General features: G+C 38.3%; 12 protein-coding genes and 1 pseudogene. 8 read left to right on the top strand and 5 right to left on the bottom strand.

The annotated features are described in order from the left end of the window. The first annotated feature begins 3 nt into the window (after positions 1-3). Positions 4-588 carry an ATP-dependent Clp endopeptidase proteolytic subunit ClpP gene (gene clpP / locus KHA96_RS14940; RefSeq protein WP_213130126.1) on the top strand — a complete coding sequence of 195 codons (585 nt, stop codon included), beginning with the start codon at positions 4-6 and terminating at the stop codon, positions 586-588. A gap of 573 nt (positions 589-1,161) precedes the next feature. Here clpP and sspO read toward each other — a convergent pair. Further along, positions 1,162-1,314, bottom strand: coding sequence for a small acid-soluble spore protein O (gene sspO, locus KHA96_RS14935; RefSeq protein WP_213130125.1), 153 nt, complete (start codon positions 1,312-1,314; stop codon positions 1,162-1,164). 233 nt (positions 1,315-1,547) lie between these two features. On the opposite strand from sspO, the gene KHA96_RS14930 reads away from it, so the two are divergent. Together KHA96_RS14930 and KHA96_RS14925 are read left to right on the top strand one after the other, a co-directional pair. Beyond that, positions 1,548-2,120 carry a TetR/AcrR family transcriptional regulator gene (locus tag KHA96_RS14930; protein ID WP_213130124.1) on the top strand — a complete coding sequence of 191 codons (573 nt, stop codon included), beginning with the start codon at positions 1,548-1,550 and terminating at the stop codon, positions 2,118-2,120. Between the two features lie 24 nt (positions 2,121-2,144). Further along, entirely contained in the window at positions 2,145-4,076 is a 1,932-nt protein-coding gene (locus KHA96_RS14925) for a serine hydrolase domain-containing protein (RefSeq protein ID WP_213130123.1), read from the top strand. Between the two features lie 83 nt (positions 4,077-4,159). Here the strand turns inward: KHA96_RS14925 and KHA96_RS14920 are convergent, their stop codons facing one another. Together KHA96_RS14920 and KHA96_RS14915 are read right to left on the bottom strand one after the other, a co-directional pair. Beyond that, positions 4,160-4,339 carry an H-type small acid-soluble spore protein gene (locus KHA96_RS14920; RefSeq protein ID WP_213130122.1) on the bottom strand — a complete coding sequence of 60 codons (180 nt, stop codon included), beginning with the start codon at positions 4,337-4,339 and terminating at the stop codon, positions 4,160-4,162. Positions 4,340-4,357: 18 nt separating this feature from the next. Beyond that, positions 4,358-4,543 carry an H-type small acid-soluble spore protein gene (locus tag KHA96_RS14915; RefSeq protein ID WP_213130121.1) on the bottom strand — a complete coding sequence of 62 codons (186 nt, stop codon included), beginning with the start codon at positions 4,541-4,543 and terminating at the stop codon, positions 4,358-4,360. Positions 4,544-4,899: 356 nt separating this feature from the next. Between KHA96_RS14915 and KHA96_RS14910 the strand changes: the two genes are divergently transcribed. Further along, entirely contained in the window at positions 4,900-5,364 is a 465-nt protein-coding gene (locus KHA96_RS14910) for a YoqH family protein (protein ID WP_213130120.1), read from the top strand. A 44-nt stretch (positions 5,365-5,408) separates the two neighbouring features. Here the strand turns inward: KHA96_RS14910 and KHA96_RS14905 are convergent, their stop codons facing one another. Both KHA96_RS14905 and KHA96_RS14900 read right to left on the bottom strand, forming a co-directional pair. Next, positions 5,409-6,947: a solute symporter family protein gene (locus KHA96_RS14905; RefSeq protein ID WP_213130119.1), complete on the bottom strand. Its 1,539-nt coding sequence runs from the start codon at positions 6,945-6,947 to the stop codon at positions 5,409-5,411. Continuing rightward, positions 6,944-7,291, bottom strand: a complete 348-nt coding sequence (locus KHA96_RS14900) for a DUF485 domain-containing protein (RefSeq protein WP_213130118.1) — start codon at positions 7,289-7,291, stop codon at positions 6,944-6,946. The genes KHA96_RS14905 and KHA96_RS14900 overlap by 4 nt, the downstream gene beginning before the upstream one ends. 363 nt (positions 7,292-7,654) lie before the next feature. Between KHA96_RS14900 and KHA96_RS14890 the strand changes: the two genes are divergently transcribed. From KHA96_RS14890 to KHA96_RS14870, 4 genes and pseudogenes are all read left to right on the top strand, one after another. Next, positions 7,655-10,651: a chitobiase/beta-hexosaminidase C-terminal domain-containing protein gene (locus KHA96_RS14890; RefSeq protein ID WP_213130117.1), complete on the top strand. Its 2,997-nt coding sequence runs from the start codon at positions 7,655-7,657 to the stop codon at positions 10,649-10,651. An 83-nt stretch (positions 10,652-10,734) separates the two neighbouring features. Beyond that, positions 10,735-11,420, top strand: a pseudogene (locus KHA96_RS23560) (FAD-dependent oxidoreductase); the annotation flags it as partial. Positions 11,421-11,792: 372 nt separating this feature from the next. Next, complete coding sequence (locus KHA96_RS14875) at positions 11,793-12,860, top strand: D-alanyl-D-alanine carboxypeptidase family protein (protein ID WP_213130114.1); 1,068 nt, start codon at positions 11,793-11,795, stop codon at positions 12,858-12,860. A 167-nt stretch (positions 12,861-13,027) separates the two neighbouring features. After that, positions 13,028-14,992: a DNA/RNA non-specific endonuclease gene (locus tag KHA96_RS14870; RefSeq protein ID WP_349305770.1), complete on the top strand. Its 1,965-nt coding sequence runs from the start codon at positions 13,028-13,030 to the stop codon at positions 14,990-14,992. Positions 14,993-15,046 lie beyond the last annotated feature (54 nt).

Here is a 15,046-nt window from a genome sequence, read left to right as displayed (position 1 = left end):
TACATGAGTTCCATCCCTTATGTAATTGAACAATCAAGTCGTGGTGAGCGGTCTTATGACATTTATTCTAGACTGCTAAAAGATCGGATTATTATTATAGGTGACGAAATAAATGATCATGTAGCCAACAGTGTAGTAGCCCAATTGTTATTTTTAGCTGCAGACAATCCTGATAAAGACATCTCAATTTATATAAATAGTCCCGGAGGATCAACTTCTGCAGGTTTTGCGATTTTTGATACGATGGAATACATCAAACCAGATGTGAGGACAATTTGTACTGGAATGGCTGCTTCTTTTGGAGCAATGCTGCTTCTAGCCGGTAAAAAAGGCAAAAGAATGGCCCTGCCTAATAGCGAAATTATGATTCACCAACCACTCGGAGGCGCAAGAGGGCAAGCAACAGAAATCGAAATTTCGGCAAAACGAATTTTAAAGTTACGTGAGCACGTAAATAAAATTATCGCTGACAGAACAGGACAGTCTATAGAGAAAATAGAAAGGGATACGGATCGTGATTACTACATGAGCGCAGAAGAAGCGAAAGAATATGGAATTATCGACGAGATTATTTATCCAAAAAAATAACTCGAAACAAGAGGAGAATACGGACTCTCCTCTTAGATTGTCGACAAAAGGCATCGAGAGTACCCCTCTCGGTGCCTTTTGTGGTTTTAAAAGTAGCATGAAGAGCTGATTAACGCTCCAGATGCTACTTTTTTTGGGCATTTGCCGTGCCTCCTTATTTGAGCTAAGGTCATTGAAAAAGTCCAAGAAAAGTAGAGAATAATCACTGAAACCTTTTTTGTGTTTGGTTAAGCCCACAGCCCAAATATACTTCGCTTTCCGCGGTCGAATGGCAAGCCTCATCAGGCTGCGTCTTGCAGGGTCTTGCCTATCTCGCATGTCCCGTAGAAGTCTACGTATATTCGGACTGCTCAGCGCCCGTAACAGTTTTTACATTGTTCAAAGGACAACATTTTATATTCGAATGTAAATCAAAAAAAGATTGTAGACAAATTCGATTTCACCGAGTTTGTCTACAGTCTGAGAGGATGTCGATACACCTCTGTTTTTTATTTCATATCCCTATAACAAAGAAGCTTATTGTAATAATGAAAAATAAGGAGCAAAAGCCTTCGTCCCTTGCTCCTTCGTGTCTCATTGTTTTTTCTTTCGCTTTTTATTATTTTGTTTTTGAGCGGCTGTTAAAGGCTCATTAGCAAATTCTACGTTCATATTAGCTCCAAAATCCGGTCCTTTTTCGGGATTCATGCCTGCAATATTACTGGCCGTTCTTTTTGTTTTCGGCATCATCTTCACCTCCATCTTTAGTCTGTCATTGGTTTTTAAAAATATCCAAGAAACTATAAAAGGAATTTTCGTCGTTAGCTAATTTATCTTTCCAATATAAGATAAACTTTCTACAGGAATACCATCTAAATTTCCTCTTTTATTAAAAAGCACTTTACATCATTTTATTAATGATTTATTATTTATATCAACTGATATATAACATATGATATATATATTAAAGGAGAATCCATATGGCACCTAAGAAGAAGTTTTCCAAAGAACAAATTATTGAAGCAGCATTTGAAATAGCGAAAACAGAAGGAATGGACAGCATTTCGATTCGTAAAGTGGCTGAAAAGTTAGGGAGTTCAATTGCGCCAATTTACGTGAACTTTAATGAAGTCGATGAGCTAAAGAAGGAGGTCATGAAAAAAATCATAGAATTGAGTAATCAGTTGTTAAGTGAACAGAATTCTGGTCATCCATTTCGGGATATTGGTGTAGCTAGCCTGCGTTTTGCTAGGGAGTATAGTGTCCTTTTTCGGGATCTTGTCATGAAACAAAACGAGTATATGGATAATTACGATGATGATATGGGTGATGGACTTGTTGAAATGATGAAAGGTGATTCTAATCTTGAAGGATTTTCAAAAGATGAATTGATGACTATTTTTTTCAAAATGAGGATTTTCACAACCGGTTTATCTGTTATGGTCGCAAACGGCTTGCTTCCGAAAGAATTCAGTGAAGAAAAAGGGGTCGAACTTTTAAATAGCACAGCCGCCGATGTTATTACATCTGCTCGTCTAAAAAAAGGAAGATAAATTAATTTGAGGGGATAATGGGGTATGGAAATATTAAAATGGGTGTTCATAACAAGCTTATTTACGAGCATGTTCGTTTTTAGTTCATCATCTTTTGCGGCTAAATCAGCTGACTTCACTGATATCGAAGTGTTTATGGATAAAGTGATCCGGGAGAAGGTGGAGGGGGATAACATCCCAAATGCAACGATTTCTGTTGTATCGGATGGAAAAGTAATTTTTGAAAATGGTTATGGTTATGCAGAGTTAGATGAAAAAAAAGAAGTAGATGCAGACACTACGATGTTTCGAATCGGATCAACTTCAAAGCTTTTTACATGGACGGCGATTATGCAGCTTGTTGAGCAAGGAAAGCTTGATTTAAATGCGGATATTAATCAATACTTGGATTTTGAAATCCCAGCCCAACTTGCAAATGGTTCCGATAATGGTGAACCCATTACACTCACACATTTAATGACACATACCCCAGGATTTGAAGATTATGCGGATTCGATTTTCAGGCTTTCATCTGATCGTGCACTTCCCCTTGATCAATACGTTCGTCAATATTTACCTGTACGAGTTTTTCCTGCAGGTGAGGTAGTGGCATATTCTAATTACGGGACAGCTTTAGCCGGTTATATCGTAGAACAAGTTTCAGGGATGTCTTTTTCAGAATATGTGGAGCAGTATATTTATACTCCTCTTGGAATGGAACATAGTACGTTCCGCCAGCCTTTGCCAGAAGGGCTTTCCGATCATTTAGCACATGCATATCGAAATTTGAACGGAGAATTTCAAGAGGGGAAATTTGAGTTTGTTCCAGAACCGGCGGGCAGTATGAGTAGTACTGCAGCAGATATGGCAAAGTTTATGAATGCCTATTTGAATCATGGAAGTTTAAATGGGAAAAGAATCCTCAAAGAAGAAACGGTGCAGCGAATGTTCGAGCAACATTTCGTGCATCATCCTAATTTAGATGGGATGGCCTTAGGTTTTATCGAGAAGACAGCTAATGATCAGCGGGTTCTTTTTCATGGTGGAAGCACTACTCTTTTTGATTCAGCTTTGTATTTAATTCCCGATGAAAATATGGGTATTTTTATATCGTATAGCGGCAATAATTTTCTAACTCATACCGAGATTTTTCAAGAATTTATGGATCATTACTTTCCATCATCTTCTACATTTACTGCTTCCATCCCAAAAGGAGTAAAAGAACGTTCTAAACAATTCGTAGGTGAATACCATCAAAATCGCAAAAGCTTTACGACTTCAGAAAGCCTTGTAAGTTTAACGATGGGGCTAATTCGAGTTGAGATGGATGATGAAGGTTATTTAATCGTTGCTCAAAATGGAGAAAAAAATCGTTTTGTAGAAATAGAACCGGGGATTTATCGTAATTTAAGAGAAGGCAGATCACCCGATGCATATGGTGAATTCAGAACGATAGTCTTTGAAAAGGATCCATTTGGAAATATTATGCTAGCGTCTGATGGCCCGATGACATATACAAAGTCTCCTTGGTATGCTTCTAGCGGCTTTACGTTTTTGTCTATTATTGTTGTTGTCTTATTATTTGTGGTGAGTTTGATTAATTGGGGAGTTAGAGGGTTGATTCGAATCATTAAACATAAGAAAAACCAATATCCCAAAACGGCCATTGCAGCCAAGTGGATCGCTGTTGCGTACGGTTTCTTAACGATAGGCTTAATAGTGGGAGTTGTTTCAACAGGAGCAGTGGATCCACTTTATGGGCTGCCAAAAGCTGCATTAGGGATATTGCCTCCATGGAGTCCAATTACCAATTTCATTCCAGTGGCCATGTCCATTTTAGGCGTAAGCATGCTCGTCCTTGCTGTTCTTCTATGGTGGAAAAAGTATTGGAGAATACGGGGACGCGTTCATTATACGATTTTGACAATCTTTACATTAAATCTGTTGTGGATATTTGGGTATTGGAATTTGTATTGATGCCTTTAAGAAGCATTTCTTTATCCAAGAGAACATTAAGATAGAAGAGCAGAGAACCTAAGTTCCTCTGCTCATTTTTATTCTTACTTCTCAATTAAATTAGTCACTTGGACTTCAAATTCATTTCCGGGATCATCCAAGTGAAACACTCTCGCTATATCGTTTTGATCATCAACCCGCTGAATATACACCGGTTTTCCATTGTACGTAACATGTTTCATGTCAGGTGATTCTGCGATTTCCGCTGCTCTTTGTCTATTCATTATGTAGCCTCCTTATTTTTAAGGTCCTAATTCAACTAAACCTTCTATATCAACGACCTGCTTATTTTCCATTTCATCTAGAGGAAAAATCGTTGCCGTATTATTTTGTGCATGAACTTCTTGGAGATAAACGGGTATTCCATGATAATTTACATTAATCATCGTTGGTGAATTAATAATTTCCGTAATTCGTTTAATGTCCAATTCCATACCTCCCTTCAGTTCATATTTTTGCTAAATATATGCCATTTATACTCGTTGCATGGGAATACGAGTTTATTCAAGTAAAGTTGAATTTGCGTACTGAAGTTAATCAGGCGAAATAGGAAGAGAAGAAGAAGCAAATGGTGAAGAAAATCATTAAGCGCCCCGCGAATAGGAAACATAATGAAAAGGGTTTCGATAATAGCATGCTCTAAAAGTGATTTTTGAAGTGAAATTATGAATGTCAACTAAGTCATTCCAAAATTAAAGAAGTGTAAGGAAAATTGAATGAGTCTAATCATCAAATAATTTATTCTCATAAAAGGGAAACTAACGGAAAACAGTTGGAGGAAATCATGAAAAAAACCTTGTCCCTTTCCGTTTTGTTTCTTTTGTTGATTTATGGAACTGTTGGTCCCATAGCTAGAGCAAGTTCGTCTCCTGAATTTCCATGTAGTGTTATATTAGAACCTGTAAATAAAATTGCCAACAATGCTAAAGGAACAGCACTTCTGTATAAAGTAAAACTGACGCCGAGTTTTCCAAGAACGAGCATCAGTATCCACGCTCTTCATTTACCAGATCCTTCTACGATAGGAAACTTTGATACGTACGAAGGCTTTGCTTTTATCAAAAATGAAATTAGTTGGCGTTTCAAGCTTCATCCAACTCCAGAATTAGACGGTCCTACATGGGCAGGAAGATTTGATGATATTACAGCCACTATGAATAGTGCAGAAGTACAAGTGCGACCCTCCAACTCTAGAACAGAAAAACTTGGACCGGCGATTTTAAGCAACGATGTTAATAAATGTAAATGACGAAATTGGCTGCTGATCCATTTTTCAGCAGCCAATCAAGCTTATTATCCTACTGGATCTCGATATCCAGTATTTGCTTTCACTTTTACTTCAGCATATCGTTTAGCATCTTGACTACTAGATAAAATAGTTCCAACCGCTGCTCCAATGAAACCAATTGGAACTGATAATAAAGCAGGGTTAGTTAACGGGAATATCGGATTTCCAGTGAAAAAGGCAGCCCCCTCTACTGGTGAAATGACATTAGGACTAATGGCAACAAGAATAATAGATGACAATAATCCAGCTAGCATCCCGCTCATCGCTCCAGTCGTGTTAAACCGCTTCCAATATATTGTGTAAACAATGACGGGAAGGTTTGCGCTCGCGGCTACACAAAAAGCTAATGAAACGAGAAAAGCAACATTCAAATTTTGGGCGAATAGAGCAAGTAAAATGGATAGAATAGAAACGCCGAGTGAAGCATATTTGGCAGCCTTCATTTGTTGTTTCTCGGTTGCTTTGCCTTTTTTAATGATTTGACCATAAATATCATGGGCGAAAGCAGAAGCTCCCGATAATACAAGCCCAGCGACAACGGCTAATATGGTGGCAAAGGCGACTGCCGAAACAAAGGACATTAAGATGTCTCCACCAAGAACTTGGGCTAATAGAGGGGCAGCCATATTACCCGCGGCGTTACTGCTTTTAATCGTTTCGGAGCCGACAAAAGCGGCCGCTCCAAATCCAAGGAAAATCGTCATTACATAAAAGATTCCAACAATCCAAGTTGCCCAAATGACGGAACTGCGAGCCGTTTTTGCATCTTTTACAGTGAAAAATCTCATCAAAATATGAGGGAGACCCGCCGTCCCAAGAAGAAGTGCGATCATGAGCGAAATTGTATCAAGTGGCACAGTGTATTTAACCCCTGGATTTAAATAAGCTTCTCCTAATGGTGTTGAGTTTTTCATCGTGCTGAACATTTCCAAAATATTAAAGTGAAAACGTGAGAGCACCATAAAAGAGATAATAATCGTCCCAAGCATTAATAAAACAGCTTTTATGATCTGTACCCAGCTTGTTGCTGTCATCCCGCCAAAAATTACATAGATGGTCATCATCATACCGACGATTAGGACAGCGATCCAATAGTCAATTTTAAATAAAAGTTGAATTAATGCACCAGCGCCGACTAATTGGGCGATCATATAAAAAATAACAATCGTAATCGTGTTTAGCGCTGCTGTTGCTCTAACTTTTTTTGCATCAAAACGTGAATTAATCATATCGGCAAGAGTGTATTTTCCAAGATTACGCAGGGGCTCGGCAACAATAAACATGACTACAAGATAAGCAACAAGATAACCAATACTAAATAAAAATCCATCAAAACCAGTTAAGGCTATGGCACCAGCAATTCCTAGAAAAGAAGCCGCAGACAAATAGTCCCCCGCGATCGCCATTCCGTTTTGCCATCCAGATAAGCCTCCACCAGCTGTGTAAAATTCGCTTGCTGTATTTGTCCTTTTTGCTGCATAGTACGTAATTAATAATGTCATCGCAACAATAATTAGAAATAAGATGATGACTGTCAGATTCACGGGGCTTTCCTCCCTTCGTCAGCGTCTTTCAAAACATCTTCAGCCAAGCGGTCAAATATTGCAGCTTTTCTCATGTACAAGGTAGCTAAGGTCCATGTCAGTACAAAAAGAAAAAAAGCATAAAGCCACGCCCATGAAATATCACCGATAGCTGGTCGATCCATGAAATCAGTATAGGAAATCAATATTGGAAATAGTAAATATAATCCAATGAAAAGTATGATGGATGGAACTAAAAATTTCCTTTTTGCTTTAAGTAATTCCTGAAACGAAGCACTTTTTTCAATCCGTTCAAAATCTTGCATTTTCTTTGGATTGTTTTCCTCAAAAGCAAGCTTAGACATTTTAATATCCTCCCTTTTCCTTCGATTTCAAAATAATGTAAAGATAACTAAAAGTTAAAGGAACGGGTTTGTGACTGTCAATTTAATTTTGAAAATTCGTTCTTTAGTCATTTACCCTCAAAACCGTAAAAATGTATGGATGACTTAGGCGAGGCGATGATTATCTTCATTTGTATTAAAAACCTCTTAGGGATAAGGGATTAGCGGGAAATGGTCCTAAAGATGCAATTGGTAAAAACCGTAACCTTTTATTAACGCCTCCAATCATTTTCCTATGTTATAATCCGAATTAATAGATTCATATTGCCTATATATGTAAGCGCTTTATAATACATAAAAACTTTTAATAAAGGTGGTCCAAAGATGCCATTAAGTAAATATGTAAAAATGTTTTCAATTGCTATTATCACTGTCATGATGCTGACAATGCTGCCAAAACATGAGTATGCAAAAATTCCCGATGATGCAGTCATGTTTCAAGATTTTGAAGGCTCTAATACGATGTTCACCGCTGCTCAAGGAGCAACTGGCGCATTGTCCGAAGTTGAGGCATATGAAGGGGAACAATCCCTTAAATATGAAGTATTAGAGAGCGGCGATCCAAGTGTGGGTAAAGGAAGCATCAGCATTAAATCAATGGGACAGCCAGTTGATGCAACCGGAATGGAGTATTTTGTGTTTTACATAAAAGATACACAAGGTTCAAATACAATAAAAGTTTCTTTGACTGACAGTAATGGGCATTCAACCGATTTTGGTTGGAAGGCGATGAGTACAAAGAAAAATGAGTGGGTCCGATATGAGGTGCCGATGAGCAGCTTTACAGGAATTGATTTTTCTAGCATAAGTGAAGTGCGAATCGGTCAATGGAATGAGGGTATTTATTATATTGATCAGCTATTTTTTGCGAAAAGTCTTCCGCCCATCCCACCGGATCAGCCAACAGCTTTTCATCCGTCGGGTGAATACGATAACTTTGTTGTAGTGGAGCTTCGCACGTATTCTGTCGGAGCCGACATTTATTATACGACGGACGGGTCTATTCCAACGAAGGAGTCTTCACTATATAAAGGACCATTACGACTTGAGGCGAGTACTACTCTAAAAGCTGTGGCGTATAATCCGAAAGGCGATATTTACAGTGAAATAAGCACGTTTGACTATGTGATCCACCAAAGTCAAGATTTATTGAAACCGAAGGCATCTCCAGCTGCGGGAACGTACGCCGTTGCACAAGCTGTTGAGCTTTCAGCTTCTGAAGGCGCGGCCATTTATTATACGACAGATGGAAAAAATCCAACTACGTCCTCTAAGAAATATTCACAACCGATTAAACTCTCTAAAAATACGGTTATCAAAGCAATCGCTGTAAAAGGTCAATACAAAAGTGAAGTCGCTGTAAATGACTATACGATTGACAAACATTCGACTCCGTTTTTAAAAGCAGATGGAAAGAAAATGCGTAATCATTACGGCTCTGGAGATGAAGTTGTTCTTCGCGGTACGAACGCCGGTGGCTGGTTAGTGATGGAGAGTTGGATGTCACCAACGAATTCTCCGGATCAGAAAACAACGATAAAAACATTGACCGACCGGTTTGGAGGAGAAACTGCTTGGGAGCTTATCAATCTTTATCAAGATCATTATTGGACAGAGGCGGATTTTGACAATATCAAGGAAGCAGGAATGAATATTGTTCGTCTACCTTTTTCATATTTTGAGATGCTACATGAAGATGGAAGTTTAAAGGACACAGCTTTTGATCGTATGGATTGGTTTGTTGAAGAAGCAGCCAAAAGAGAAATATATGTCATATTAGACATGCATGGAGCACCTGGATCACAAAATGGAAAAGATCATTCGGGTGATACAAGTCGCCCAGATATCGGCAACCTTTTTGGGAATAAGGAAAATATGGATAAAACCATATTCCTTTGGGGAAAAATTGCGGAGCGATATAAAGATGAAAAATGGTTGGCTGGCTATGATTTATTGAACGAGCCAGGCGGTGCAACTGGAATTGAGCAATTTGATTTTTATGATCAACTTTATAAAGCAATAAGAGAGAAAGATAAAAATCATATCATGTTCATCGAAGCGATATGGGAACCATATCATTTGCCAAAGCCTGATTTATACGGCTGGGAAAATGTTGTCTATTCCTATCATTTTTATGGATGGGATAATATAGACAGTTTTCCTTCACAAAAGAGATTTACAGATTCTAAGATCCCTATGGTCAATGAGATGACGAACTATAATGTGCCGTTGCTAGTTGGGGAATTTACATTGTTCAATAATCTGCAGAGCTGGGATTATGCGTTGAATGTTTACGAGGAGCAGGGTTGGAGTTTTACAACATGGTCATATAAGGTGACGGGTGAAGGAAGCAGCTGGGGGATGTATACAGGAAATCCTCCGAAAGTAAATATTCAAAGAGATAGTGAAGAGGAAATCCGCAGTAAATGGAGTCAGGTGGGGACAAATACATCATTTGAACGAAATGATTATTTCGTAGATGTGATTCGTAATTATGCAAGTCCTGATTTTAGAAGCATAGATGAGAGAATGTGGATCGCGAATTTTGAAGGACTGGATAAGAGCACTTCGTTTGATACAGGAAGCTGGGCCGCTGCTTCATTGGATTTTGAGAATAAAGCTAGTGGAGAGGCTTCACTTAAACTAGTAGTGAATAACGATGGAAATAAAGATGTGACTCAGCAATACGTTAGTTTTAAAACGTCGGTCAATTTAGTTGATGAAGCGAATAAATACCCGAAATATCTTCTTTTTGATGTATTTAATGGAACAGGAAAAGAGAGCAATGTTGCGGTGACGTTAATCGATAAGAATGGAAAGCAAGCTACTGCAAGTACTCATGCACAGACAAAAGCGCTAGCAAATGCATGGTCGCGAGTTCCATTGTTATTAAAATCAGTGGATGGTGAAATTGATAAATCATCGATTGTTGAAATACGTCTTGCGATGGAAGATCCAGGGACGTATAACTTTGATAATATTTTTGTAGGGCAGTCTTTTTCAAATAATGTGCCAGCGAAAATAGATATTCTTACTGTTAGAGGATTAGTAGAAAAAGCGGATATTCAGCCGGGAGGCATACGGAATGCTGTACTGGTTCAGCTGGATAATGCCGAACGTGATTTTAAAAAGGCTGATGATTTTGCCAAACAAGGTAAGGAAAAACAAGCTGAACAGGCTAGAAAAAATGGTTACAAAACGCTTGATAGTTTAAAAGACTTTGTGTCCAAGCATTTGGGCAAACATATTCGTGAAGAAGATGCCGCGAAAATCGTTTCCACGCTAGATTATATTATCGCGAAAAAAACGATGACACCTTAATTTTTATATGATTAAGACAAACACTCCTTGATTAGTATGGAGTGTTTGTTTTTATGATTTGACCTACATTCAATGCATTTGTACAAGAAATAGTAGAAACACAAAATCAAATAGAAATCTATTATAAAGTTAATGATAAAGTGAAACGTATTTCCGCTGACTTCGCGTTAATTACAATTGGACGAAGACCAAATACAGACGGATCTATTGGCCTGGATAAAATCGGCATTTCATTGACGGACAGAGGGCATGTCCAAGTCGATTCACAATATAAAACATCATTGCCGCATATATATGCGATTGGAGACATTGTTGAAGGTCCTGCCCTTGCTCACAAAGCAACTTATGAAGCCAAAATAGTCGCGGGAGCAATAAATGACGAGAAAAGTGCAGCTGATTATCAAGCAATACCACTTGTTGTATTCTCGGATCCCGAAATTGCGAGTGTTGGAGAAAAAGAACCAACCCTTAAATCTAAAGGAATAGAAACAGTTACAGGAAGATCAAGATTTATGATTAACGGCCGTGCGTCGGCTCTCCAGGAAACAGGGGGATTTGTTAAATTGGTCGCCGAAAAAGGATCGGGAACATTATTAGGGGCATCGATTGTGGAATAGAAGCATCAAGTTTAATCTCTGAATTGGCTCTAGCTATAGAAATGGGGGCTACAGTTGAAGATATTATTTTAACTATTCATCCACATCCTACATTAAGTGAGGTAGTTGTTGATGCAGCCAAAATGACATTCGCTAGAATTGAAAAAGCTTAACTAGTTCCATCTTGTTCCCTTGATGTAGTACCGGCCTGTAAAAACTTTGAAACTATAATTATTTTGAAAAAAGGTATAACTCTCTCTGAAAAAGAGATTTTATACCTTTTTATTTTAGCTTTGTTAAAGGTCGCTGCTAATCTTTATAACTGTTAGTTGGAGTGCAAATCAACAACCGGAATTTAGAAAGACTTGTCAGCGCCTTAAAAAATTAGCTGCTTTTAATAAAATTGCCCAAATTTTATTTTTTTTGATTTAAAACGTTTTTTTATACGTCTAATGATTTGAAAGTGACATTTTTTAATAAAAGATTCGTATATTGATAATTTCAATGTCATCTTTCTATAAATATTCTGTGAGGTGGGTATTACATTGATCTTGAGAAGATTATCCATTTTTCTTGCCGCATTGCTGGTTCTGACGGTAACGCCATTAGGAAACTATTCATTTAGTTTAAATGTACCAAGCGTAGCTTTTGCCGCAAGTAAGGACTATCAAACGACCGCCAATTTAAATTTACGAACTGGTGCTGGAACAACATACAAAGTCATAACGGTGATACCAAAAGGGAAGCAAATAACACTTATTTCCAAGCATGGAACGTGGTACAAAGTCAGCTATTCAGGTAAAACAGGATATGTCAGCTCAACGTATTTAAAACATGGTAAATCAACTTCTACATCAAAACCACAAACACAAACCGGCAAATACTCCACCAAAGCCAACTTAAATTTGCGAACCGGTGCAGGTACAACATACAAGGTAGCAACGGTAATTCCAAAAGGTAAACAAGTGGCATTAATTTCAAAACATGTCACCTGGTATAAAGTGAATTACGCAGGAAAAACAGGGTACGTAAGCTCGCAATATTTAAAGCTACTAACAAGTGATAATCCTAAATTAACCGTTAAAAATGGAATCACGTACGTCGACGGAATCATTGTGGTCAACAAACGATATTCGCTCCCTGCAACGTATAACCCAGGTGAAAGTAAGGCGACGCGAGCTTCATTCAACAAAATGCTGGCAGATGCGAAAAAGAAAAATATAAGTTTCCAAGTAATCAGTGGCTTCCGATCGTATGACTATCAGAAAAACTTATATAACCGCTATGTAAAAAAATATGGGGAAGCGGAAGCATCTAGATTTAGTGCGAAAGCTGGACATAGTGAACATCAAACAGGTTTCACATTTGATATTGGTGGACCGAACCAAGCTCACTGGCTAAAAGAATCATTTGATAAAACAGCGGAAGGAAAATGGTTAGCAGCAAACGCCCATCGCTACGGTTTCATCATGCGTTATCCAAAAGGGAAAGAATCCGTAACAGGCTATATGTATGAGCCATGGCATTTTCGCTATGTTGGGGCAGAACGTGCAACAAAAATTTATAAAAGCGGAAAGACATTGGAGGGATATTACAGATTTTCAGGAAAGTAGATTAAGAGATGCTCCGACCTATGTCATATGGAAAATATGACAACATCGACCTATTTTAAAGCATGACATTATACGGTATAGTATGAAACCATAAATAGATGATTCTGGAAATTTATGTATATGAATCTAAAAGTGGACGTCAAACTCGTATAATGGGGTGAAGAAGCATGACGAGTAGGATCGAAAGGACTAGATTAAACATAAGAAGGATATTTGAGTCTACTCACCAATTTTTGAAGGAGTGGACTCAAAAACATCCGTCTATTGTGGTGATTTATACTATTTTTTCTTGGGTTTCTTTAATTGTCTTTGTTCTCAGTCTAATTTTCATGGAAGATTCACGCAAAATATTCGTACAGTATTTTTGGTCATTTTATGTAATCTTGCAATTCTGGTTACTATGTCGCAGTAAAACATTAACATGGAAGCAATATACATATTTTTTTCTAGCAGGGGGCTGGTTGATCGTACCGTTGAATTCAGTCATCGTCCTGTCGATTACGTGGATCTTCGGTGGTCAAGCCTCGAATGTGTGGAGCCAAGCCTTTTTAACACCAATTGCTGAAGAAGTATTGAAATTAATTCCTCTCGCAGTCTATTTATTTTTTTCTAGAAGGGCATCGTCTTTAAGTTTAAGTGATTATGCCCTTATTGGTGCTGCAACAGGAGCTGGTTTTCAATTTATAGAGGAAGCAACAAGAAGATTAATATCCGGAAGTCACTATGGGGTAACATTGCTCGGTGGAAAAGTTCTTCATTGGGACTTATTTACTTTATTTCCGGGGTATTTTGAAGAAAGTATTTTTCCAACTCAAATGACTTCGGGACATGCGTTATTAACGGCGATGGTGACATTGGGAATCGGAATAGCTATTAGATATAGGCTTAAGTTTTTGAATTATATCTTTATTTTTCCTGGATTCCTTTTGTTTATGGCCATTTATGATCATATTTTATGGAACGCTAGCTATCAGGCTCCAAAACTATTACAAAGTATTCATAAACTAATCGGGAGCGGTTACGCTGCAAAACCATTTTTCCTCCTAATGCTCATTGCGGCTCTGCTCATTGATTATAGCGAAATAAACCGAGTTCGCGATAAATTGCCTCTGCTTAAATACGAAAATGTAATAAATCCTTTTATCGAACTCTGGAATCTGATGGTTGCCTTTCTAAAGGATAAGCAGCGCTTCGGTTATTTATTGTTTCTTTACCGTGAACGCAGGGAACTTGCTTTTACATTCATACATGGTAATGCAGAAGCAAAGGAGCGAGTAGCATTATTGAAGACGAACGTTCAGAAATATTATGGAGCGTTGACGGCTATAGCTTTAACGGTATTGATTGCACTTTTTATTGGATGGGAAAGTATATACAGCAGCGAAGGAACCTGCTTTGCCTGTTTATTTGATTCCTTGCAATTTTGGTGGGACAGATTGTCAGGATGGGAGAAAGGAGCCATTATAGCAGGAGCATTCGCTTTATCTGTGCCATTTTTGGGAGTCTGGTCGGCGATTGGTGCTGTTTCAATGGGGCTGGGAGTCGCAACAAGCGGGCATCAAATCTCAGATATGCTCCGAAACCCTAAAAAACTACTATCACCCGAATATGCTGCGGCAGCCGTTTTTACACTTGGATTAAGACGTTTTCCGTTCGGTAAGATTGTTTCGGCAAAAGTATTAAAAACTGCAAAAGGGTTTACAAGGCATGAATTTACCACTGCCGGTGGACTAACGTATCGAACAACGCACGGGAGTATGGGGGAGATTCGCTCTGTTTTCGCCAAGATTGAACCTCGTCATCTTAAAACAGGAACGGATACAAATCGTGCTTCTAGAAGATACGCACGATCTCTTGGTAAACAAACGGACGATGCCGGCCACGCAATTGGAAACAATCTAGGCGGACTAGGTACAAGGTTCTCAGGAAATATTTTTCCACAAAACTTGAGCGTTAATAGAGGAAGATTCCGGCAATTTGAAGAAATGGTTGCACAAGAAGTTCAAGCAGGTAAAACTGTTTTTGTTAGAGTAGTACCAAAATATTCTAGTGGTTCTACGAGGCCATATGAAGTCGTTTATAATGTAAGAATAGATGGACAGACAATCAAGAGAGTTTTTCCGAATCCGTAAATGAACGAGCCTGCTTTTTAGGATAATAAGTTTCTAATACTGAACGGGGAGATG

This window comes from Bacillus sp. FJAT-49711 (genome assembly GCF_018343715.1).
Lineage (GTDB): Bacteria > Bacillota > Bacilli > Bacillales > Bacillaceae_C > Lederbergia.
This window is presented reverse-complemented; position numbering and strand designations above follow the sequence as displayed.

Bases quoted from the DNA above. Each gene is read 5' to 3' on its own strand.
- clpP (WP_213130126.1), top strand. From the start codon at position 4: ATGAGTTCCATCCCTTATGTAATTGAACAATCAAGTCGTGGTGAGCGG.
- sspO (WP_213130125.1), bottom strand. From the start codon at position 1,314: ATGCCGAAAACAAAAAGAACGGCCAGTAATATTGCAGGCATGAATCCC.
- KHA96_RS14930 (WP_213130124.1), top strand. From the start codon at position 1,548: ATGGCACCTAAGAAGAAGTTTTCCAAAGAACAAATTATTGAAGCAGCA.
- KHA96_RS14925 (WP_213130123.1), top strand. From the start codon at position 2,145: ATGGAAATATTAAAATGGGTGTTCATAACAAGCTTATTTACGAGCATG.
- KHA96_RS14920 (WP_213130122.1), bottom strand. From the start codon at position 4,339: ATGAATAGACAAAGAGCAGCGGAAATCGCAGAATCACCTGACATGAAA.
- KHA96_RS14910 (WP_213130120.1), top strand. From the start codon at position 4,900: ATGAAAAAAACCTTGTCCCTTTCCGTTTTGTTTCTTTTGTTGATTTAT.
- KHA96_RS14900 (WP_213130118.1), bottom strand. From the start codon at position 7,291: ATGTCTAAGCTTGCTTTTGAGGAAAACAATCCAAAGAAAATGCAAGAT.
- KHA96_RS14890 (WP_213130117.1), top strand. From the start codon at position 7,655: ATGCCATTAAGTAAATATGTAAAAATGTTTTCAATTGCTATTATCACT.
- KHA96_RS14870 (WP_349305770.1), top strand. From the start codon at position 13,028: ATGACGAGTAGGATCGAAAGGACTAGATTAAACATAAGAAGGATATTT.